Below are 22502 nucleotides of genomic sequence, written 5' to 3'. Positions count from 1 at the left end.
CGCTCAGCCTCCGCCAACTGCTGCCCCCGCACCGTGGTCACCCGATGGTCTCGCGCCAGCAAGGCATAGATCGTCGGCAGCACAAACAGGGTAAACAAGGTCCCCACCAGCATCCCGCACACGATCACCACCCCCAGGCCAAAGCGGCTGTTGGCCCCGGCGCCAGTGGCGAACAGCAGCGGCAGCACGCCGAAGGTCATCGCCGCCGTGGTCATCAGCACCGGCCGCAGGCGTATCTGCGCGGCGCGGACGATGGCGGCGGCACGGTCGAGGTTGTCACGCACCTGGATCTCGTTGGCAAACTCCACCATCAGGATGCCGTGCTTGCTGATCAGGCCGATCAAGGTCACCAGGCCGATCTGCGTGTAGATATTCAGCGTGGCCCAGCCCAGCGCCAGCGGCAGCAACGCACCGCAGATCGATAGCGGCACGGTCACCAGGATGATCAGCGGGTCCACCAGGCTTTCGTACTGCGCGGCCAGCACCAGGTAGATCACCACCAGGGCGGCGAGAAACGCCCACATCAGGGCAAAGCCCTCCTGCACGTACTGGCGCGATTCCGATTGCCAGTCATGGCTGAAGCCAGGTGGCAGTTCGGCGGCAAGCTGTTCGAGAAATGCCACGGCATTCCCCATCGACACACCGGGCGCCGGGATCGCCTGCAGGGTACTGGCGTTCTGCTGGTCGAACTGCAGCAAGCGGTTGGGCGCCACTTCGATGTCCAGGTGCACCACCGTTGCCAGCGGTACCAGGCTGCCGTTTTCGGCGCGCACGTACTGGCGGTTCAGCGCCGCCGGCGTCAGGCGCTGGTCCTGGATGCTTTGCGGGATCACGTCGTAGGAGCGCCCGAACAGGGCGAAGCGGTTGAGGTACTGTTCGCCCACCAGCACGCCCAGCGACTCGCCGATGGCCTGCATGCTGATGCCCAGGCTGGCCGCCTTGGCGCGGTCGATGCGCACCTTGACCACCGGGTTGTTGTAGTCGAGGTCGCTGTCCACCACGCTGAACAGGCCGCTGTCGCGGGCACGCTGCTTGATCACCTCCATGGTCTGGTACAGCTCGGGGTAATCCTGTGCGCTGCGCAACACCATCTGCACCGGCAAGCCACCGCTGGAACCCGGCAGCGAGGCCACCTGGAAGGCGAAGATGCTGCTGCCCTCGATGTCCGCCACGGCCTGCTGCAACTGCGCCTGCACCTGCGCGGCGGAACGCTCGCGGGCCTGCCAGGCGCTGAGGTTGATGCCGCCGAAACTGGCGGCCGGGCCGTCGGTGCCGTTGATGATCCAGGTGTCGGTGGTTTCGGCGAGGGACTTCATCACCTGGTCCAGCTTCAGGGCAAAGCGCTCCACATAATCCAGGCTGGCATGCTGCGGCGACTTGATGGCCGTCAGCACCGCCGCCTGGTCCTCGGGCGGGGCCAGCTCGCGCTGCGGCAGCAGGTACAACCAAGGCAGGCTCAGGCACACCAGAAGCGCCACACCACCACTGATCCAGCGATGCGACAGGGTGTAGGCCAGCACTCGCCCGTAGGTCCCGGTCAGCATGCCGAACAGGCGGTCGGCCATGTTGGCCATGGCGCCATGCTGCTGGCCGGGTTGCAACAACAGCGAGCTCATCACCGGCGACAGGGTAAGCGCGACGATGCCGGAAACGATCACCGCCCCCGCCAGGGTCAGGGCAAACTCACGGAACAGCGTGCCGGTCAGCCCGCCCATCAAGCCGATCGGCGCGTATACGGCGGCCAGGGTCAGGGTCATGGCGATCACCGGCCCGGCGATCTCCCGCGCCCCGGCCAGTGCCGCGGCAACCGGCGACTTGCCCTCTTCGATATGGCGGTGCACGTTCTCCACCACCACGATGGCATCGTCCACCACCAGGCCGATGGCCAGCACCATCGCCAGCAAGGTCAGCAGGTTCAGGCTGAAGCCGAACAGCAGCATCAGGCCCGCCGCACCGAGCATCGACAGCGGGATGGCCACCACCGCGATCACCACGCTGCGCAGCGAACCCAGGCATAGCCAGATGACCAGCACCACGATCAGCATGGCTTCCACCAGGGTACGCAGCACCTCGTCGATCGAGGCGTCGATGAAGCGCGCGGTCTCGTAGGCCAGCGCCACCTCCACCCCGGGTGGCAGGGTCTGGCGGATCTGCGGCAGCAGCTGGCGAATACCCTCGACGATCACCAGCGGGTTGCCGGTCGGGGTGGGGAACAGCCCCAGGTGCACGGCGGGCTTGCCGTTCATGGTGGCGCTGGTCTGGGTGGCCGCCGCGCTCAGCTCGACAGTGCCGACATCGCGCAGGCGCACCAGGTCAGTGCCATCGTTGCGGATGATCAGCTCGCGGAAGTCCTCGACCCGGGTCAGGTCGGTGTCCACCTGGATATCGGCCAGCACGTACTGCCCACGCACCTGCCCCGGCGTCGCCTGGTAGTTGTTGGCTCGTACCGCCTGTGCCACGTCGGCGGCCGTCACCCCGCGCCCGGCCATCTGCTCGCTGTCCAGCCACAGGCGCATGGCCAGGCGCTGCCCGCCGAACGACTGCACCTTGGCCACACCGTCGATGCCGGAGAACTGCGGTTCCACCACCCGCGACAGGTAATCGCTCAGTTCGGGTATCGACAAGGTTTCGCTGGCAAAGCCCACGTAGGCCACCGCCGTGGAGTCACCTGCCGACAGCTCCACCACCGGGTCGTAGGCCTTTTCCGGCAGGCGATAGCGCACCTGGTTGACCTTGGCCATGGTCTCGGCAAGCGCCTGGGTCGAATCGCGGTTGAGCACCATGCGCAAGGTGATCAGGCTGCGCCCCTGCTGCGACGACGAGGACAGGTAGTCGATGCCCTCGACCGACGACACCGCCTGGGTGATCGGCTGGGTCACGAAGCCTTGCATCAGCTCGGCAGAGGCGCCGGGGTACTCGGTGCTGATGGTGATGGTGGAGGTTTCCAGCAGCGGGTACTGGCGGATCGGCAGCTTGCCCATGGCAAACAGCCCCAGCAGGATGATCAGGCTGCTGACCACCAGCGCCAGCACCGGGCGGCGGACAAAGAGGTCGGTGAACTTCACGATTGCCGCCCTCCCTGGCTGGCTTGCAGGCTGTCCTGCGCCACAGGCTCGACCGGCATGCCGTCGCTCAGTTTCAGCTGGCCGGAAACCACCACCTGGTCACCGGGCGTCAGGCCTGAGGTGATCTCCACCCGCCCCTGCCAGCGCTCACCGGTAGTCACCCGCACCCGGCTGACCCGGGTGCCCTGTTCCGGGTCCCGGGTAGCGACGAACACCGTCTGCCCGTAGGCGGTGTAGGTGATCGCGGTTTCCGGCACGGCCAGCACGCTTGACGGCTGCGCGGCATCCAGGCGCACGCCGGCGTACATGCCCGGCTGCAACTGCCCGCCCGGGTTCGGCAAGGCCGCCTGCACTTGCACCAGGCGCGCCTTGCTCACCACCGGGTCCACCGCGACCACCCGGGCCTGGAAGTCCTGCCCGCGCACTGCATCCACCGTCAGCGCCAGCATTTGCCCCACGTGCACTTCGGGGGCGGCTTGTTCGCCCAGGGAAAAATTGACATGCAGCTGGCTGATGTCGGCCAGGCTGGCGATGGTCTCACCGGCGCTCAGGTACTGGCCCTGATGCACCCGGCGAATGCCGAGCTTGCCGGCAAACGGCGCGCGTATCGCCTTCTGCGCGATCAGCGCCTCGACATGCTGCAGCTCACCGCTGGCCACGTCCACGGCGGTGGCCGCATTGTCGAGCAGCTCCTGTGACACGGCGTTCACCGCGCGCAGCTTGCGGCTGCGCTGCAGCACCACTTCGGCATTGCGCAGCCTGGCGCGCAACTGCACGCGCTGGGCCTGCTCCGGGGCATCGTTCAGCTGTACCAGCAATTGCCCTGCACTCACCCATTGCCCCGACTCGAAGGCGATGCGGGTGATGCGCCCCGCCGTCTCGGCCGCCACCTGTACCTGGTTGACCGCCTCCAGCTCCCCCGAGGCAAAGTTCTGTCGTGCCAGCTGCACCTGCTCGGCCGTGGCCAGCGCCACCTTGGTCGCCGGCCATGCCGCCGCAGCCGGCGGCGCCGAGCCACTGCCGACCAATGCATAGGCAGCGGCCAGCACACCTGCAACAGCGCCAGCCCAGGCCAGTAACGTCCTTTTGTTCATGCAGTGCTCCGATCATCAGGGAAAGCGGTTGCGGGGAAGATCGGGCAGGACTATAAGAGCTCGAGTTAACTTGAGGTCAACAGGCATGGCAGCGGACAACACACGGATGCTAACGGTAGGGGAAGTGGCCAAACGCAGCGGCGTGGCGGTTTCTGCGCTGCACTTCTACGAGACCAAGGGGCTGATCGCCAGCGTCCGTACGGCGGGTAACCAGCGCCGCTATCCTTCACTGGTGCTGCGCACGCTGGCCATCATCAAGGTGGCGCAGCGCACGGGTATTCCGCTTGAGGAGATCAAGCAGGCTTTCAGCCGCTATGCGCCCAACAGCAAGCTCACGGCGGCGCAATGGGGCGAGATGTCGACCGCCTGGCGCGAAGACCTGAACGCCCGCATTCGTACTTTGGAAGCGTTGCGCGACAGCCTGGACAACTGCATTGGTTGCGGTTGCCTGTCGCTGGAAGATTGCCCGCTGCGCAACCCCGAGGATGTGCTGGGCAAGGAAGGTACCGGGGCGCGGATTCTGGAGAAGAAGACCCGATAAGGCATGCGCGGCCTGTTGTGGGAGCGGGTTTACCCGCGAAGAATCCAACGCGGTGCATGGCACCGGCTGCGCCGGTGTTCGCGGCTAAAGCCGCTCCCACAGGGTCCCTGCTAACTCAATGAGCCTTGTGCAGTTCCATGAGTTCGCGCCCCCATGGTTCAGTCGCCTTTACCCAACACATACCGGTCAAAATGCTCGATGTGCTCGTCCAGGTTGTCCTCGAGCATCATCCGGTACTGCTCGCAGAAATACTTCAACAGCTCCTCCCGCGCGGCAGCCAACTCCGCACCGGTCTTGAAACTGCGGGCACTCATCCAGGCATTGAAGCGCGAGGCGCCGAAGGTCAGTGAGGCACTGACCTTGCCCAGGTCTTCGATTTTCTCGATCTGCTGGTTCGCCAGTTCGATATGCGCATCCGCGCGGTCGTAAAAAGCCTGATCGGTAGCTTGTGTCATTGCGGTTTACCTTGTTGCAGCATTCAAGTTGAGTACCCGCGAAAAATTGTACCCCGTACACGTGAACCTGTATTGAGGCGCACAGTCTTAGCCGAGCCCTAAATTCGGCCTTGCCGCCGCCATTCACCAGAGCCATTCACCCCATGCGCCACGCAATCCGTCGCTCCCCCTTTGTCTCGCTCTGCCTCATTCCTTTTTTCCACCTGTTCGCCAACCCCGCCCATGCCAGCGGGGAAAGGCAACTGGTCGCAGCCATCAACGACTATCGCACCCAGCCACAACGCTGCGAGCGGCGCATTATTCGGGGTTCGACGCCGCTGGTGCTTAAGCCGAAACTGGCGTTGCCGATCGGCTACGGCGGGGCGTTGCGGGAAGGATTGAAGGCTGCGGGGTATCAGGCGGTGAAGGTGCGGGCCATCCGCCTGGTCGGCGCGCAAGATGCCGAGGAGGCCTTCGAAATGCTGCGCAGCGACTACTGCACGGCCCTGCTCGATAGCCAATATGCCGATATCGGCGTCAGTCGCTCACGCAACGAGTGGCGGGTGCTGCTGGCTCGGCCCCTGCTCGATGCCCAGCTTGGCGATAGGCGATCGGCCAGCAACGCGTTGCTGGCACAGGTGAACGCTGCACGGGCGAAACCACGCCTGTGTGGTCGCAAGCGCTTTGCCGCTGCACGCCCGCTGGCCTGGAACACCGCTCTGGGAACGGCGGCGCAGCGCCACAGCCGGGCGATGGCCAACGACAATTTCTTCGCGCACCGCGACCTCGACGGTGATCTACCCGCAGATCGGGCATGGGATGCCGGCTACCGTGGGCGGCAGATCGGCGAGAACATTGCCGCAGGCCAAGGGTCACCGAGCAAGGCGATGGCAGGCTGGCTGGCCAGCCCCGGGCATTGCGCCAACCTGATGAACCCGATGTTTACCCAGGTGGGTGCGGCCTTTGCCGAGAACTCGCGTAGCGATAACGGCGTTTACTGGACGATGCTGTTCGGCGCGCCTTGAAGAGTACGTGCCAGCCCTGTGACCAGGGCTGGCCTGCCGATCGTTGCCTGCACCACCTCTGACAACCCCGCCATACCTCCCCCCTCGCAGTCTCAGATGACTGGCGCTGGCGATGACACATCGCTTGCATATGACACTTTGTGTCATTAATATCGCGATTGTGTCCTGATGGCGTCCTCGCCGATCAGCAATCCCATCGCCCTTCCCCATGCAGGTACCGCCCATGACGACCACCATGCAGACCCCCAAGGACCAACTCGTCAAACTCGCCCAGCAGCAGATGCTGACGGCGCTGGCCGACAACACCTACACCCCTCGACAAAAACTCGCCCTCACCTGCCGCATCCTGTTCGACGGTGGCCACGACTCCGGCCTGGCCGGGCAGATCACCGCCCGCGCCGAGCAGCCTGGCACCTACTACACGCAACAACTCGGCCTGGGCTTCGACGAGATCGCCGCTTCCAACCTGCTGGTGGTCGACGAAGACCTCACCGTGCTGCAAGGCCGCGGCATGGCCAACCCGGCCAACCGCTTCCACAGCTGGCTGTACCGCGCACGCCCCGACGTCAACTGCATCATCCACACCCACCCGCTGCACAGCGCCGCCCTGTCGATGCTGGAAGTGCCACTGGCCATTTCGCACATGGACCTGTGCCCGCTGTTCGACGACTGCGCGTTCCTCAAGGAATGGCCCGGCGTACCGGTGGGCAACGAAGAAGGTGAAATCATTTCCAGGGCGATCGGTGACAAGCGCGCGATCCTGCTTTCCCACCATGGCCTGCTGATCGCCGGCCGCTCGATCGAGGAAGCCTGCGTGCTCGCCCTGCTATTCGAGCGCGCAGCCAAGATGCAGCTGCTGGCCATGGGTGCCGGTGACATCCGCCCCATCCCGGATGCCCTGGGCAAGGAAGCCCACGACTGGATCTCCACCCCCAAACGTCATGGTGCCGCGTTCAGCTATTACGCGCGCCGTGCCTTGCGTGCCCATGGCGACTGCCTGGGCTGACTGAAGCTGTACTCTTTCCCCAACAACGGCAGAGGTGCCTGGTTATGTCTACACCTGTAATTCGCGGCGTTATCGGCTACACCATCACTCCCTTCACGACAGACGGCACGCTCGACCTGGATGCCCTGGGCACGTCCATCGACCGCCTGATCGCCGACGGCGTGCACGCCATCGCACCGCTGGGCAGCACCGGCGAAGGCGCCTACCTGTCCGACAGCGAATGGGAAACAGTGGTGCGCTTCAGCCTGGCACGCATTGCCGGCCGCGTGCCCAGCGTGGTCAGCGTCTCCGACCTGACCACCGCACGCACCGTGCAGCGCGCCCGCCTGGCACAGGCCTGCGGCGCCACGGCGGTGATGGTGCTGCCCATCTCCTACTGGAAGCTCACCGAAGCCGAAGTGGTCGCCCACTACAAGGCGGTGGGCGCGGCCATCGACATTCCGATCATGCTCTACAACAACCCGGGCACCAGCGGCACCGACCTGTCTGTGGAGCTGATCCTGCGCATCCTCGGCGAAGTGCCCAATGTGACGATGGTCAAGGAAAGCACCGGAGACATCCAGCGCATGCACCGCCTGTTCAAGGCCACCGATGGCCAGGTGGCCTTCTACAACGGTTGCAACCCGCTCACCCTGGAAGCCCTGGTGGCCGGTGCCACCGGCTGGTGCACTGCCGCGCCCAACCTGATCCCGGCGCTGAACCTGGCGCTGTGGGACGCGGTGCAGCAAGGCGACCTGGCTGAAGCTCGCGCGTTGTTCTACCGCCAGTACGAACTGCTGGAATACATCACCCGCCGTGGCCTGCCCACCACCATCAAAGCCGGCTTGAAGATGCTCGGCCAGGATGTCGGCGCTCCACGCCTGCCCCTGCAGCCGCTGGATGCGCAAGGCAGCGCGTACCTGAAGGGCCTGCTGGACGCCCTGGGCGCGGCTGACTGAACCATCGCAGCCGCAAGACCGCTCCCACAGGTATCGCGCCGCTCTCAGGGTTGACGCAGGACCTGTGGGAGCGGGTTCACCCGCGAACACCGGCGCAGCCGGTGCCATGCAAACCCACGCCCACAGACGACTCAAGCGACCGGGTTGGCATGCATCACCCGCCCTGCTGCCCCCGGCCGATCGACGAACAGCACATCCAGCACACTGTTACGCAACCCCTTCAACGCATTCCAGTTCGCCGACGCATGCACATACCTGTCGCGCAACAAACGCAGCTCATCCTCGGTCAACCCAGGCTGCTCACTCTCACCCAAGGCAAACCCATGCAACTTGCGGCTGATGCCCAGCAACTCCTCCGGCAACCGATGCTCAGCCTGCCCGCCCAACGGCGCAAACGGCACACCCGCCCGCACCGCCAACTCACGCATGATGCTCAGGTACACCCGGGAAAGCTGCCCCGCCACTTCCCGCTCGCGGTACACCGCCGCATAAACCTGCTTTTGCGCCTCGCTAGGCAGGCCACCGGCAATCGGCTCCTCCCAGGCCAGCACACGCGGCCTGGGCGCGCCCATTTCACCAAACGACGACGCCAGCAACGCACTGACTGTTGCATGCACACGCGTGTGCTCGACGCGCATTCTCAGCGGCACCCGCTGTGACTGCGGTTTGCACAGCAGCACCTGCTCTTGCGTGGTATCCGGGTAACCACCGCCAATGTTCGAGTGCACGCCTGGCAACACGATGTCATGGCCGCTGCGCACCAGCGGGAAGTTGTGCCGCTGCTCGTCCCCCGCCACCAGTTGCACCATTTGCCGGGCAATGCCCGCACCCAGGCCCAGGCGCAAGCCACCATGGCGGTCGTCGGCGGGGTCGAAGTCGCCCTGCAGCGGCGCGATGATCGCCGCCACCGTGTCGAACAGGCCGATGAAGTTGATGACGATGCCGCAGGGCGCAGCCAACAGGCTGCCGCCGCCATCATGCAGCAGGTTGGCCAGATGCCGCACAGCCGCCGCGCCCCGGCTGAAACCGAACAGGTCGAACTCGACCCGCTCGAGCCTTGCCTGTGGGTGCGCCTGGCCCCAGTCCCGCAACTGCCCGGCAATGCCCGCCAAGGCTTCGGCGACCCGCGCCTCGGCCCCCCAGCGCCCACACCCGGTGGCCGAGGCATAGGCATGATCCGCCTCCCCCGCCAGGGTGCCCACGCCCTCGACATAGCGCTTCAGAAACGCCATGGTCCCGTCAGCATTGGCCCCCTGCACCGGATACAGCGCATGCAACAGGGCCACGTTGCTCAAGGCATTGGCATAACTGCCCCCTTTACCCACCGGTGCATCCACCGGCATCACATTGTTCAGATTGTTACCAGTGCCATCGAAGAACACGCCAAAACGCAGAGTGACCGGCGTGATGCGTGCAGTGCTACAGCTGTTCAGGTCCATTGTCCTGCCTCCTGCTTGTACAAAAAGCACAAGCAGGCGCCAGCACACCGCCGCGGAACATCAGCCAATGGCCAGCCATATGCAGGACATTTCCGGACCTGCATGGCCCCGGGCAAGGATAAATTTCCCTGCCGCCATTGGTCGCCACCCCCCCGGATGGATTAAAGTATTACCCCTTGCCAGGGCAGCTGCTTCCAGCCGCCTGCGGCCCCATACCAGGAACCGTCACCGATGGAACACCGTGAAGCGCTGATCGCGCTGCGCACCTTTCTTTCTTCCCAGATCCTAGGCCAGGAGAAACTGGTCGAGCGGCTGTTGATCGTGCTCCTGGCCGACGGCCACATGCTGGTCGAAGGCGCGCCGGGCCTGGCCAAGACCAAGGCCATCAAAGAGCTCGCCGAAGGCATCGAGGCGCAGTTCCATCGCATTCAGTTCACCCCCGACCTGCTCCCGGCCGACATCACCGGCACCGAAATCTACCGCCCGGAAACCGGCAGCTTCGTGTTCCAGCAGGGGCCGATCTTCCACAACCTGGTGCTGGCCGACGAAATCAACCGCGCCCCGGCCAAGGTACAGTCCGCACTGCTCGAAGCCATGGCCGAACGCCAGGTCAGCGTGGGCCGCAGCACCTACGACCTGTCGCCGCTGTTCCTGGTGATGGCAACGCAGAACCCGATCGAGCAGGAAGGCACCTACCCGCTGCCCGAAGCCCAGCTTGACCGCTTCCTGATGCACGTGAAAATCGGCTTCCCCGACGCTGCGGTAGAGCGGCGCATCCTGTTGCAGGCCCGTGGTGAAGCCCTGGGCGGCGAGACCAAGCCAGAGCGCCGGGTCAGCCAGCAGGCGATCTTCGCCGCCCGCAAGGAAATCCTCGGCCTGTACATGGCCGACGCGGTAGAGGAATACCTGGTGCAACTGGTGATGGCCACCCGCACCCCAGCCAAGTTCGATGCCGAACTGGCCGACTGGATCGCCTACGGCGCCAGCCCGCGTGGTTCCATTTCGCTGGACCGCTGCGCGCGCGCCCACGCCTGGCTGGCCGGGCGCGATTTCGTCAGCCCCGAAGACATCCAGGCGGTGCTGTTCGACGTGCTGCGCCACCGCATCATCCTCTCGTTCGAGGCCGAGGCGGCAGGGATCGACCAGGACCGCGTGGTCCAGCGCATCCTCGACGTCGTCGCCGTTGCCTGAGCCCATGCCCACAGCGTCGCTGGCCGAACCCGGCATCCGCATCGGCCTTGCCGAGCTGATCGACATGCGCCACCGCGTGCGCGAAATCCAGCTGTTTTCCCGGCCCGGCCAGCGCAGCCCGCTGGTGGGCCTGCACCACTCCAAGCTGCGCGGGCGCGGCGTGGACTTCGACCAGGTGCGCGTTTACCAGGCCGGCGACGATGTGCGCAACATCGACTGGCGGGTCACCGCGCGTACCCAGGAACCGCACACCAAGCTGTTCCACGAAGAGCGCGAACGGCCCATCTTCATCCTCGTCGAGCAGAGCCAACGGCTGTTCTTCGGCTCGGGGCTGATGTTCAAGTCGGTGCTGGCCGCCCAGGCCGCCGCGCTGTTCGGCTGGGCCGCGCTGGGCCACAACGACCGCATCGGCGGGTTGGTGTTCGGCGACAACGAACACCACGAAATCAAGCCCCGGCGCAGCAAGCAGAGCCTGCTGCAACTGCTCAACCGCCTGGCCAAGGTCAACCAGGCGCTGCACACCGAGGCCACGCCCGGGGCCGACAGCCTGGGCCTGGCCCTGCGCCGCGCCCGCGAAGTGCTGCGCCCCGGCAGCCTGGCCATCGTGATCTGCGATGAGCGCTCGCTCACTGCCCAGGTGGAGCAGCACCTGGCCATGCTCTCGCGCCATTGCGACCTGCTGCTGATGCCGGTGTCCGACCCGCTCGACCACGCCCTGCCCGCCGCCGGCCTGCTGCGCTTCGCCCAGCGCAGCGCGCAGCTGGAGCTCGACACCCTGGACGCCAACCTGCGCCAGGCCTACCGCCAGCAGGCCGAAGCGCGCATCGAGCGCTGGGAGCTGATGGCGCAAAAGCTGCGCGTGCTGCTGATGCCACTGAGCACCCAAAGCGAAATGATCGAGCAACTGCGCGAGTACCTGAACGCCCAGCGGCCACGGAGCGCGTCATGAAGAGCAGCGGCCAATGAACCCGCTTGACCAACTGCAGCCGCTGATCGCCCCCGCGCCGATCGGCCTGTGGCCACCGGCACCCGGCTGGTGGCTGCTGCTGGCCGTGATGCCGCTGCTGGCCTGGGGCCTGTGGCGGGTGCGCCACTGGCGCCCGGGCAAACGCCGCATCGTGCGCGCCGAACAACCCTTGGACCCGGTGCGCGTGGAAGCGCTGGCCGAACTGGCGCGCCTGCCGCGCCCCTACGACGGCGCCCCGGCCGGGGCCTGGTTGCAACAGATCAACGCCCTGCTCAAGCGCCTGTGCCGCAGCCACTACCCGGGTGCCAACAGCCATACCCTCAACGGCCGCCAGTGGTTGGCGTTTCTCGACAACCGCTGCCCGGCCGCCGGCCTGACCCGCTGGATGGTACTGGTCGAAGGCGCCTACAAACCCGAGTGCAAGCTCGACGACAAGGCCATCGCCGGGCTCAGCCAAGCCGTCGAAACCTGGATTCGCAAGCATGTTTGAACTGGCCTGGCCGTGGGTCTTCGCCCTGTTGCCGCTGCCGTGGCTGGCGCGCCTGGTGCTGCCGGCCGCCGACAGCGGCGAACCGGTGCTCAAGGTGGGCTTCCTCGACGAACTGGAAGGCCTGGCCGGGCGCCGCGCGCGGCTCAACCTGCCGACCTGGCGCCAGCAGGCGCCCTTTGTCGTCATCTGGTTGTTGCTGCTGTGCGCCGCCGCCCGCCCGCAATGGTTGGGCGAGCCGGTGCCAGTGGCTGCCAGCGGCCGCGACCTGCTGGTGGCGGTGGATGTGTCCGGGTCGATGGACTTCCCCGACATGCAGTGGCAGAACGAAGAAATCAGCCGCCTCGACCTGGTCAAGGCGCTGCTCGGTGACTTCCTGCAGGACCGCGAGGGCGACCGCGTGGGCCTGATCCTGTTCGGCAGCCAGGCCTACCTGCAGGCGCCGCTCACTTTCGACCGGCGCACCGTGCGCACCTTCCTCGACGAAGCGCAGATCGGCATCGCCGGCAAGAATACCGCCATCGGCGACGCCATTGGCCTGGCGGTCAAGCGCCTGCGCCAACGCCCGGCACAAAGCCGGGTGCTGGTGCTGATCACCGACGGCGCCAACAACGGCGGGCAGATCCACCCGCTGACTGCCGCCCGCCTGGCCGCCCAGGAAGGCGTGCGCATCTACACCATCGGCATCGGTGCCAACCCCGAAGCCAGTGGCACCCCTGGCCTGCTCGGCCTGAACCCGAGCCTGGACCTGGACGAAGCCTCGCTCAAGGAAATTGCCGACATCACCCACGGCACCTACTTCCGCGCCCATGACGGCGCCGAACTGGACGCCATCGGCGACACCCTCGACCAGCTCGAACCGGTGGCCCAGCAACCGACCCAGGCGCGCACGGCCAAGGCCCTGTATGCCTGGCCCCTGGCCCTGGCCTTGTTGCTGAGCGTGCTGCTGGTGCTGGCCGTGCAATGGCCCGACAACCTGCTGCACCGCCTGCTGCGCAAGCCGCGCTTCCTGCAACCGCACCCGGAATGGCGCCAGCGCCTGAAGCGCCTGCGCCTGAGGAGGCGGCGATGATCGAACTGTGGCCCGAATGGTTGCGCCCGCTCTGGCTGCTGGCCGTGCCCCTGCTCGCCTGGCTGCTGTACAAACTGTGGCACCGGCGCAAGCGCGCCGGGCGCTGGCAGATGATTCTGCCGCCGGCGTTCCATGGCGTCCTGCTTGGCGGTGGCAGCGGCAGCACCAGCAAGCTGCCGTGGGTGGCGCTGGGCCTGGCCTGGGTGCTGGTGATCCTGGCGCTGCTCGGGCCCAGTTGGCAGCGCGTGGAAGAAAGCCGCCAGCGCCCGGCCGACCCGCTGGTGATCCTGCTCGAACTGACCCCGCAGATGCTCGCCGAGGACAGCCCGCCCAACCGCCTGGAGCAGGCGCGGCGCAAGATCCTCGACCTTCTGGAGCACCGCCGCGACAGCCAGACCGCGCTGGTGGTCTACGCTGGCTCCGCGCACACTCTGGTGCCACTGTCCGATGACCTGGCCACCAGCCGCAACCTGCTCGAGGCGATCGACCCGTCGATCATGCCCAAACCCGGCCAGCGCGCCGACCTGGCCGTGCAAAAAGGCCTGGCCCTGCTGGCCCAGAGCGGCCTGGGCCAGGGCCGCCTGCTGCTGGTAGGCTCGTCGCTCAGCGCCCCGGAGCGCCAAGGCATCGCCCAGGCCCTCGGCCGCCAGGGCCCGAGCCTGCTGATGCTGGGCATCGGCAGCCGCGAAGGCGCACCGGTGCGCCAGGCCAATGGCGAATACCTCAAGGACGACCAGGGCGGCATCCTGTTGCCACGCCTGGACAGCGCCAGCCTCAAGGGCTTCATCAGCGGCACCGGCGGGCGCTACCGGCATGCCCGCATCGACGACCTCGACCTGCGTGGCCTGGGCCTGTTCGACAACCCGCGCGCCGGGCGCAATGACGGCCAGACCCTGCAACTGGACAGCTGGGCCGACCAGGGTTACTGGCTGCTGCTGCCGCTGTTGCTGCTGGCCGCCTGTGCCGGCCGACGCGGCTGGCTGTTCTGCCTGCCGCTGCTGCTGGCCCTGCCCCAGCCCAGCCAGGCCTTCGAGTTCAACGACCTGTGGCTGCGCCCCGACCAGCAAGGCCAGCGCCTGCTGGAGCAGAACCGCCCGGCCAGTGCCGCGCGCCAGTTCCAGGACCCGCAATGGCGCGGCATGGCCCTGTACCAGGCGGGCGACTATGCTGGCGCCGCCGAAGCCTTTTCCCAAGGCGACACTGCCGCCGCCCACTACAATCGAGGCAATGCCCTGGCCCATAGCGGTGAACTGGAAGCCGCCCTGGACGCCTACGAACAAGCCCTGGAACGCCAGCCCGACCTGCAAGCGGCGCTGGACAACCAGGCACTGGTGCAGCAACTGCTGCAGCAGCGCGAAGCCAAGGCCGAGGAACAACCAGCCAGCAGCGATGCCCAAGGCACGCCCGGCAGCGAAACCGAAGGCAACAGCAGCTCGGCCAGCAGCCCGGCCCAGGGCACGCCCGGCAACGACGAACAAGCCAGCGCCGAACAGCCCGGCGAAGGCAGCAACAACAGCCAGGTAGCGCCCGGCAACCAGGCGGGCGCGGATGACAGCGTCATCCAGCCGCCGCAGCGCCCGGTATCGACCAGCCTCGATGCCGAACAGCGCCAGGCCCTGGAACAATGGCTGCGGGAGATCCCCGACAACCCGGCGGAGCTGCTGCGGCGCAAATTCTGGTATGAACAGCAATTGCATCAGGAAACCCCACGATGAGTCGCTTCGGCGTCTTTCTCCTCAGTCTGCTGTGGGCCGTGCTGGCCCAGGCCGAACCGTTGCTGCGCGCCAGCGTCGACCGTACCCGCCTGGAAGCCGGCGAAAGCCTGGAGCTGACCCTGGAAAGCCAGGACGTCACCCAGTTCGGCAAGCCCGACCTGCGCGCGCTGGAGGGTGACTTCGAAGTGCGCGGCACGCGCCAGCTGAACAGCCTGCACAGCCTCGACGGCGAAACCCGCGCCAGCACCCGCTGGATCATCACCCTGCTGCCGCGGCGCAGCGGCAGCCTGCGCATCCCCGAACTGCAACTGGGCCAGTCGCACAGCCAGGCCATCGAACTGCAAGTGCTGCAGGCCGATGCCAGCCGCCAGGACAGTGCCTCGCAGGTGTTCATCGAAGCCACGCTCGACAGCAGCGAGGTCTACGTCCAGGCCCAAGCCGTGCTCACCCTGCGCATCTACCATTCGGTGGCACTGTACGACGACAGCAGCCTCAGCCCGCTGCAACTGGAAAACGCCAAAGTCGAACCGCTGGGTGAATCGCGCACCTATGAAAAAGAAATTAACGGCGTCCGCCACGGCGTGATCGAAACCCGCTATGCCGTGTATGCCCAGCAAAGCGGCACCCTCGAAATCCCGCCACTGACCTTCACCGCCACCGCCGCCGCCAGCCCGGACCAAGCCCCACAAGCCAACGGCACGGCCCGGGCCGGCCACCAGGTGCAGGTCAGCTCGCTGCCATTGCGCCTGGCCGTGCGGCCGATTCCGGCGGCCTGGCCTGCTGGCGTGCCATGGCTACCGGCCCGCAGCCTGACCCTGGAAGAGCACTGGAACCCCGACCCTGGCAACCAGCAGGTGCAGATTGGCGACTCGCTGACCCGCAACATCACCTTGCGTGCCGAAGGCTTGTCCAGCACCCAGCTGCCGCCGCTGCCAGCCACCGAAATCACCGGCCTGCGCCGTTACCCCGACCAGCCGTTGCTGCGCAACGAAATCAGCGAGCGCGGCATGACCGCCAACCGCGAAGAGCGCGAAGCCCTGGTGCCGACCCACAGCGGTGCGCTGGCCCTACCGGCGCTGGAAGTGGCCTGGTGGAACACCCGCGAAGACCACCTGGAGCACAGCAGCTTGCCGGCGCGCACGCTGAACGTGCAGGACAACCCGGCGCTGAGCGCCGACACCCCGGTTGGTGACAACAGCAGTGCCAGCAGCTTGCTGTGGCCTTGGCAGCTGGCCACCCTGGTGTTCGCCCTCACCACCTTGCTGGGCTTTGCCCTGTGGTGGCGCGCCCGCTCGCAGCCAGCGGTGCTGCGCGCCGCGCAGGCCGGGCCGAGCCCGCGTACCTTGCTGGATGATCTCAAGCGCGCGTGCCAGGCCAACGACCCGCAGGCAACCCGCCAGGCGCTGGACGCCTGGGCTCGCCAGCAGCCGGAGACCCTGGCCGAGATGGCGGCGCGGTTCGTGCCGTTGTCGGATGCACTGGATGGGTTGAACGGGGCGCTGTATAGCGAGAGCGGGCAGTATTGGCAGGGTGAGGATTTGTGGCGGGCGATCGGTACGATTCCGCCGGCTGAGCAAGTTTTGCTGCCGACCGGCGAGAACGGCAGCCTGCCGCCGCTCTATCCCAAGTAAGTGGTTGCTGTGCGGGCCTCTTCGCGGGCATGCCCGCTCCCACAGTAACCGCGCCCGCCGAGAACCTTGCGCTGTACCTGTGGGAGCGGGCGTGCCCGCGAACACCGGCGCAGCCGGTGCCACCGTAAGATATTTCTGAACTTGCACCCCAATGCTTCAGGATCAACCCGCTTAGGACACAGCCCCAAGACAAGCGCGGCCCCTGTAGGAGCGTGATCGCATCAAGGCTGCCAGGTGTTCGCCGACACACTTTCAGGCGAGCACCTGTTAGCCCCATGCTTGGGTTACCATACCGCCCTTTCCCCGCTTGCTCGACTCGACACCAACAGGTCATCCATGCGTCTGTTTCATACCTCCGACTGGCACCTGGGCCAAAGCCTGCACGGCCAGGAACGCGACTTCGAACACGCCTGCTTCCTCGACTGGCTGCTCGGCCAGCTGCGCCTGCGCCAGCCGGATGCGCTGCTGATCGCCGGCGATATCTTCGACACGGTCAACCCGCCGGTCAAAGCCCAGGAACGTCTCTACGACTTCATCGTCCAGGCCCACGAACAACAGCCGAAGCTGGACATCGTGATGATCGCCGGCAACCACGACTCCGGTTCGCGCATCGAGCTGCCCGCGGCGCTGATGCGCCGCCTGCGCACCCATGCCCTGGGCCGTGTGCACTGGCTGGACGAGGGCCAGCTGGACGCCGAGCGCCTGCTGATTCCGCTGACCAACGGCCGTGGCAAGGTCGCCGCCTGGTGCGTGGCCTTGCCCTTCCTGCGCCCGGCCGAGGTGACCGGCCCGCAATTGGGCGACGACTACCTGCAAGGCATCACCCAGGTGCACCAGCAGCTGATCGCCGCCGCGCAAAAGAAGCGCAAGAAGGACCAGGCGCTGATCGCCATCAGCCACGCGCACATGGCCGGTGGCGCGGTGTCGGAGGACTCCGAGCGCAGCCTGATCATCGGCAACGCCGAGGCGCTGCCGGCCAAGCTGTTCGACAAGGCCATCAGCTACGTCGCCCTGGGCCACCTGCACAAGCCGCAGAAGGTCAACCGCGAAGAACGCATCCGCTACAGCGGCTCGCCGATCCCGCTGTCGTTCGCCGAAATCAACTACCCGCACCAGGTGCTGGAAGTGGAGCTGGACGGCACCGGCCTGGTCAGCGTCGAACCGCGCCCGGTACCGCGCGCCGTGGCCCTGCAACGGGTCGGCCCGGCACCACTGGGCGAACTGCTGGAGCAGTTGGCCGACCTGCCAGTGATCGACCTGCTCGAAGACCCCAACCGCCAGCCCTGGCTGGAGGTGCGGGTGATACTGGACGAGCCGCAACCCGACCTGCGCCAGCAGATCGAAACCGCACTGGAAGGCAAGGCCGTGCGCTTGATCCGCATCAGCGCCGAATACGCCGGCCGCAACAATGCCGAAGACGATGACCTGGCCTTTGTCGAACTGGCCCAGATGACCCCGCAGGACCTGTTCAGCCGCGCCTGGGAGCAGGCCTATGGCAACCCCGCCGACGAACAGGCGCTGGCCGACTTCGCCCTGCTGTTGCAGGACGTGCAGCAGGAAGAGGAACAGCCATGAAGATTCTTGCCATCCGCCTGAAGAACCTGGCATCCCTGGCCGGCCCAGTCGATATCGATTTCACTGCCGAACCGCTGGCCAGCGCCGGCCTGTTCGCCATCACCGGGCCTACCGGGGCGGGTAAAAGTACCCTGCTCGACGCCCTGTGCCTGGCGTTGTTCGGCACCGTGCCACGGTTGAACGACATTGGCCGCGAGGCCAAGGTACCGGATGCAGACGGCGAGATCCCTACCTCCGACCCGCGCAACCTGCTGCGCCGCGGCACCGGCAGCGGCTTTGCCGAAGTCGATTTCGTCGGCATCGATGGCCGCCGCTACCGCGCCCGCTGGGAAGCCAACCGCGCCCGCGACAAGGCCAACGGCAAGCTGCAGCACAGCCGCCAGAGCTTCTATGACCTGGACAGCGAGCAGGTACTGGGCAGCGGCAAGAACGAATACAAGCAACTGGTCGAAGCCCGCCTGGGCCTGAACTTCGAACAGTTCACCCGCGCGGTGATGCTGGCCCAGAGCGAATTCGGCGCCTTCCTCAAGGCCGACGACAAAGAACGCAGCGAGCTGCTGGAAAAGCTCACCAACACCGCCATCTACACCCGCCTGGGCCAGCGGGCCTTCAGCAAGGCACGCGAAGCCGGCGAGGCCCACAATGCCCTGAAGGACCGTGCCAGCCACCTGCTGCCGATGGCCGCCGAAGCCCGCGCCGAGCTCGACCAGCGCCTGGAACAGGCGCAGCAGCAGTTCAAGGCCGACCAGGCCGGCGAGCGCCAGCTGGAGCAGCAACGCAACTGGCTGAACGAGCAGCGCCAGCTGCAGGCCCAGCACGCCGAAGCCGGCACCGCGCTGCAGGCCGCCGAACAGGGCTGGCAACAACTGGCTGAGCAGCGCCTGGACCTCGTGCGCCTGGAGCGCCTGGCCCCGCAACGTCACCAGTTCCACCGCCAGCAGACACTGACCGCGCAACTGGCACCGCTGGCAGCGAAGATCGCCGAGCAACAGCAGCAGCAAGCCGAGCTGCAAGTGCGCACCAGCGAGCTCGAACAGGCGCTGGACGCCGCGCGTCAGGCGCTTGCCGATAGCCAGGCCCAACACAGCGAGAACGCCCCTCGCCTGCGCCAGGCCTTCGCCGCCCAGGACAACCTGGCCCGTCTGGAGCAGGAGCTGGCAGCACAGCGCAGCGCCGGCCAGCAGGCCGAGCAGCAGGTCGCCGAAGGCCAGCAGCACCTGCAGCAGCTGGAAGACAACCAGCAGCGCAGCCTGCAGCAACTGGCGCAGATCGATACCGCGCTCGCCGACAGCCAGCACCTGGCGGGCCTGGCCAATGCCTGGCACGCCTACCTGCCGCAACTGAAGCAAGTGATGCTGATCGGTGGCCGCCTGGCCAAGGGCCGTGAAGAGCTGCCCGGCCTGCAGGCCCAGGCCAGCCAGGCCAATGCGCACTTGCAGGCCGAGCGCGATGCCTTCGAGCTGCTGTTCCGCGAAGCCAAGGCCGAACCCCAGGCCCTGGCAGAACAGATCGACCTGCTGGGCGGCATGCTGCAGGACAACCGCAAGCAGCAGCGCGCCGTGGAAGAGCTGTCACGCCTGCATGGCCGTGAACTGGAACTGCGCCAGCAGCTGGAGGCCGTGCGCGTGCGTCAGCAGCAGGCCATGCAGCAGCGCCAGCAACTGATTACCGAAGGCACCGCCGCCAAGGCCGAGCTGGAAGCCGCCGAGCAAGCGCTCAACCTCACCCGCCAGTTGCTGGAACGCCAGCGCCTGGCACGCAATACCAGCGTCGAAGAGTTGCGCGGCCAGTTGCGCGACGGCGAACCCTGCCCGGTGTGCGGCAGCGCCGAGCACCCGTTCCACCAGCCTGAAGCGCTGCTGCAAAGCCTGGGTCGCCATGACCAGGCCGAAGAAGATGCCGCGCAGAAGCAGGTCGAAACCCTCAACAGCAAGCTGGTGGAGCTGCGCACCCAGCTGGGCGTGGTCAACGCCCAGCTCAAGGACTTCCAGCAGCAACAGCAGCAACTGGGCGAACAGCTGCAACCGCTGGTGGCCCAGGTGCAGGCGCACAGCCTGTGGCCGGCCCTGGCCCCGCAGGACGACAAGGCCCGCAGTGCCTGGCTCGACAGCCAGCTGCGGCGCCTGGACGAAGAAATCGCCCAGGACGAGAAACGCCAGAGCGCCCTGCTCGCCCTGCAAAAAGATGCAGCCCGTCTCAACCAGCAACTGCAGGCCGCCCAGCAGGCGCAACAGCAAGCCCAACGCCACCTGGAGCAACAGCACCAGGCCCTGGCCAGCGACGAGCAGCAGTTGCAGCAAGGCCTCGAGGACCTTGCCGGCGTATTGCCCGAAGAGGCCCTCAAGGCCTTGAACGACGACCCGGCCAATGCCTTCCTCGCCCTGGATCAGCAGATCGCCCAACGCCTGCAGCAACTGGAGCAGCGCAAGGACGAACAGGAAGAACAGCAAGCCCGCCAGGCCCAGCTGGACAAGCTGCGCGACCAGCAGCAGGCACGCGTGCAGACCCAGCAGCAGCTGCAGCAGAAACTTGCCGCCCTCGACGAGCAGCGCCAACAGGCCCAGGCTTCGCTTGGCGAACTGCTTGGCGAGCACGCAAGCGCCGAAGCCTGGCAACAGCACATGGACGCCACGCTGGAGCAGGCCCGCGCCCTCGACGCCGACACTGCCCAGCGCCTGCAGGAGCTGCGTACCCAAGGCGTGCAACTGGCCAGCGAACTCAAGGCCAACACCCAGCAGCAGCAGGCGCTGGACGCCGAGTGCCAGCAGTTGCAGGGCCAGATCGCCCAGTGGCGCGCAGAACACCCGGAACTGGACGACGCCGGCCTGGATCGCCTGCTGGGCATGGAGGACGTACAAGTCAATGAGCTGCGCCAGCGCCTGCAAGGCGCCGAAAAGGCCATCGAACAGGGCCGCGTGCTGCTGCAGGAACGTGAACAACGCCTGCAGCAACATGCCGCGCAAATGACTGTGGACACCTCGGCCGACGCATTGGAACAGGCCCTGACCGAACTGCGTGAACGCCTGGCCGGCCATGAGCAGCAATGCGCCGAACTGCGTGCACAGCAGGCCGATGATCAGCGTCGCCAACAGGCGCACCAGGCGCTGGCGGCGGAAATCGAACAGGCCCACCAGCAGTGGCAACGCTGGGCTCGCCTGAACGCCCTGATCGGTTCGGCCTCGGGCGATGTGTTCCGCAAGATCGCCCAGGGCTACAACCTCGACCTGCTCCTGCACCACGCCAACGCCCAGCTGCGCCAGCTGGCCCGCCGCTACCGCCTCAAGCGCGGCGGCAGCGCCCTCGGCCTGCTGGTGCTGGACACCGAGATGGGTGACGAACTGCGTTCGGTGCACTCGCTGTCTGGCGGGGAAACCTTCCTGGTATCGCTGGCCCTGGCCCTGGGCCTGGCCTCGATGGCCTCCAGCACGCTGCGCATCGAATCGCTGTTCATCGACGAAGGCTTCGGCAGCCTCGACCCCGAGTCGCTGCAACTGGCAATGGATGCACTCGACGGCTTGCAGGCCCAGGGCCGCAAGGTGGCGGTGATTTCCCACGTGCAGGAAATGCACGAACGCATCCCGGTGCAGATCCAGGTACGCCGCCAAGGCAATGGCCTGAGTGACGTGGAGGTGTGTGGGTGATCCTCTACTCGTTCCGCCGCTGCCCCTGGGCCATGCGCGCGCGCCTGGCCCTGCGCTATGCGGGGTGCGAGGTGGAGATTCGCGAGGTAGCGATGAAAAACAAGCCGGCAGAGCTGCTGGCCTTGTCACCCAAGGGAACGGTGCCGGTACTGGATACCGGTGCCGGGGTGCTCGAAGAAAGCCTGGACATCATGCGCTGGGCGCTGGAGCAAAACGACCCGCAGGACTGGCGGCTGCAGGCCGACCCTGTGGCGGCGCAGCAGGCTGAAACACTGATTGCGCGCAACGACAGCACGTTCAAGGCGCAGGTGAACCTGTACAAGTATGCCGAGCGCTACCCCGAGCATACCCGCGAGCATTACCGCCAGCAGGCCGAGGCCTGGCTGGCGGAGCTCGAAGGCCTGCTGGCAGGCAGGCCCTACTTGCTGGCCACGCACCCGAGCATTGCCGATGCCGCGTTGCTGCCCCTGATGCGCCAGTTTGCCGGGGTCGAACCGCAGTGGTTCGCCGAGGCGGCTTATCCGCGGGTGCGGAGCTGGCTGGAGGGGTGGTTGGCTTCGGAGCTGTTCAAGGCCGTAATGGCCAAATGAACCCTGTTTCCTGTACTGGCCCTATCGCCGGCAAGCCAGCTCCCACAGGTACGGCGCTGGACCTGAGGCCTGCTCAACCCCTGTGGGAGCT

Annotated in this window: 17 protein-coding genes; 13 read left to right on the top strand and 4 right to left on the bottom strand. The window is 66.6% G+C overall.

Features of this window, described 5'->3' with window-relative positions; all coding sequences use genetic code 11:
- On the bottom strand, positions 1-3065 hold a 3065-nt coding region (locus B2790_RS16275; RefSeq protein WP_286919220.1), incomplete at its 3' end, for a MexW/MexI family multidrug efflux RND transporter permease subunit.
- Positions 3062-4159 (bottom strand): efflux RND transporter periplasmic adaptor subunit, encoded by a 1098-nt coding sequence (locus tag B2790_RS16270; RefSeq protein ID WP_286919219.1) that lies wholly within the window; start codon positions 4157-4159, stop codon positions 3062-3064. The genes B2790_RS16270 and B2790_RS16275, both read right to left, overlap by 4 nt.
- Before the next feature lie 85 nt (positions 4160-4244).
- On the opposite strand from B2790_RS16270, the gene soxR reads away from it, so the two are divergent.
- A complete protein-coding gene (soxR, locus tag B2790_RS16265; protein ID WP_085589276.1) occupies positions 4245-4700 on the top strand; it encodes a redox-sensitive transcriptional activator SoxR in 456 nt (151 codons plus the stop codon).
- Positions 4701-4858: 158 nt separating this feature from the next.
- Here soxR and B2790_RS16260 read toward each other — a convergent pair whose 3' ends face one another.
- Complete coding sequence (locus B2790_RS16260) at positions 4859-5155, bottom strand: DUF3144 domain-containing protein (protein WP_025338275.1); 297 nt, start codon at positions 5153-5155, stop codon at positions 4859-4861.
- 143 nt (positions 5156-5298) lie between these two features.
- Here B2790_RS16260 and B2790_RS16255 point away from each other — a divergent pair, with 143 nt between their 5' ends.
- From B2790_RS16255 to B2790_RS16245, 3 genes are all read left to right on the top strand, one after another.
- Positions 5299-6159, top strand: coding sequence for a CAP domain-containing protein (locus B2790_RS16255; protein WP_286919221.1), 861 nt, complete (start codon positions 5299-5301; stop codon positions 6157-6159).
- Positions 6160-6382: 223 nt separating this feature from the next.
- Positions 6383-7165 carry an aldolase gene (locus B2790_RS16250; protein WP_075044181.1) on the top strand — a complete coding sequence of 261 codons (783 nt, stop codon included), beginning with the start codon at positions 6383-6385 and terminating at the stop codon, positions 7163-7165.
- A gap of 44 nt (positions 7166-7209) precedes the next feature.
- The gene (locus B2790_RS16245) at positions 7210-8103 is read left to right on the top strand and encodes a dihydrodipicolinate synthase family protein (RefSeq protein WP_286919218.1); all 894 of its coding nucleotides are present in this window, start codon (positions 7210-7212) and stop codon (positions 8101-8103) included.
- Positions 8104-8234: 131 nt separating this feature from the next.
- Here the strand turns inward: B2790_RS16245 and B2790_RS16240 are convergent, their stop codons facing one another.
- Entirely contained in the window at positions 8235-9542 is a 1308-nt protein-coding gene (locus B2790_RS16240; RefSeq protein WP_286919217.1) for a T6SS phospholipase effector Tle1-like catalytic domain-containing protein, read from the bottom strand.
- 231 nt (positions 9543-9773) lie between these two features.
- Between B2790_RS16240 and B2790_RS16235 the strand changes: the two genes are divergently transcribed.
- The 9 genes from B2790_RS16235 (at position 9774) to B2790_RS16195 (ending at position 22411) form a co-directional block, all read left to right on the top strand.
- Positions 9774-10733: an AAA family ATPase gene (locus B2790_RS16235; protein ID WP_013971644.1), complete on the top strand. Its 960-nt coding sequence runs from the start codon at positions 9774-9776 to the stop codon at positions 10731-10733.
- 4 nt (positions 10734-10737) lie between these two features.
- Positions 10738-11682 carry a DUF58 domain-containing protein gene (locus B2790_RS16230; RefSeq protein WP_041506176.1) on the top strand — a complete coding sequence of 315 codons (945 nt, stop codon included), beginning with the start codon at positions 10738-10740 and terminating at the stop codon, positions 11680-11682.
- Positions 11683-11695: 13 nt separating this feature from the next.
- Entirely contained in the window at positions 11696-12190 is a 495-nt protein-coding gene (locus B2790_RS16225) for a DUF4381 domain-containing protein (RefSeq protein WP_085693063.1), read from the top strand.
- Complete coding sequence (locus tag B2790_RS16220; protein ID WP_015269460.1) at positions 12183-13259, top strand: vWA domain-containing protein; 1077 nt, start codon at positions 12183-12185, stop codon at positions 13257-13259. The genes B2790_RS16225 and B2790_RS16220 overlap by 8 nt, the downstream gene beginning before the upstream one ends.
- Positions 13256-14974: a vWA domain-containing protein gene (locus B2790_RS16215; protein WP_286919216.1), complete on the top strand. Its 1719-nt coding sequence runs from the start codon at positions 13256-13258 to the stop codon at positions 14972-14974. The genes B2790_RS16220 and B2790_RS16215 overlap by 4 nt, the downstream gene beginning before the upstream one ends.
- Positions 14971-16605, top strand: a complete 1635-nt coding sequence (locus B2790_RS16210; RefSeq protein ID WP_286101334.1) for a BatD family protein — start codon at positions 14971-14973, stop codon at positions 16603-16605. Before B2790_RS16215 ends, B2790_RS16210 begins: the two co-directional genes overlap by 4 nt.
- A 336-nt stretch (positions 16606-16941) precedes the next feature.
- Positions 16942-18180, top strand: coding sequence for an exonuclease SbcCD subunit D C-terminal domain-containing protein (locus B2790_RS16205; RefSeq protein ID WP_286919215.1), 1239 nt, complete (start codon positions 16942-16944; stop codon positions 18178-18180).
- On the top strand, positions 18177-21821 hold the full coding sequence (locus tag B2790_RS16200; RefSeq protein ID WP_286919214.1) for an AAA family ATPase: 3645 nt from the start codon (positions 18177-18179) through the stop codon (positions 21819-21821). The genes B2790_RS16205 and B2790_RS16200 overlap by 4 nt, the downstream gene beginning before the upstream one ends.
- Positions 21818-22411, top strand: a complete 594-nt coding sequence (locus B2790_RS16195) for a glutathione S-transferase (RefSeq protein WP_085589247.1) — start codon at positions 21818-21820, stop codon at positions 22409-22411. Before B2790_RS16200 ends, B2790_RS16195 begins: the two co-directional genes overlap by 4 nt.
- Positions 22412-22502: the final 91 nt, after the last annotated feature.

The sequence above is a fragment of the Pseudomonas sp. UBA6753 genome, assembly GCF_002453565.1.
Lineage (GTDB): Bacteria > Pseudomonadota > Gammaproteobacteria > Pseudomonadales > Pseudomonadaceae > Aquipseudomonas > Aquipseudomonas putida_Z.
Note: the sequence above shows the minus strand (reverse complement) of the source record. Positions and strands in the feature narration are given on the sequence as shown.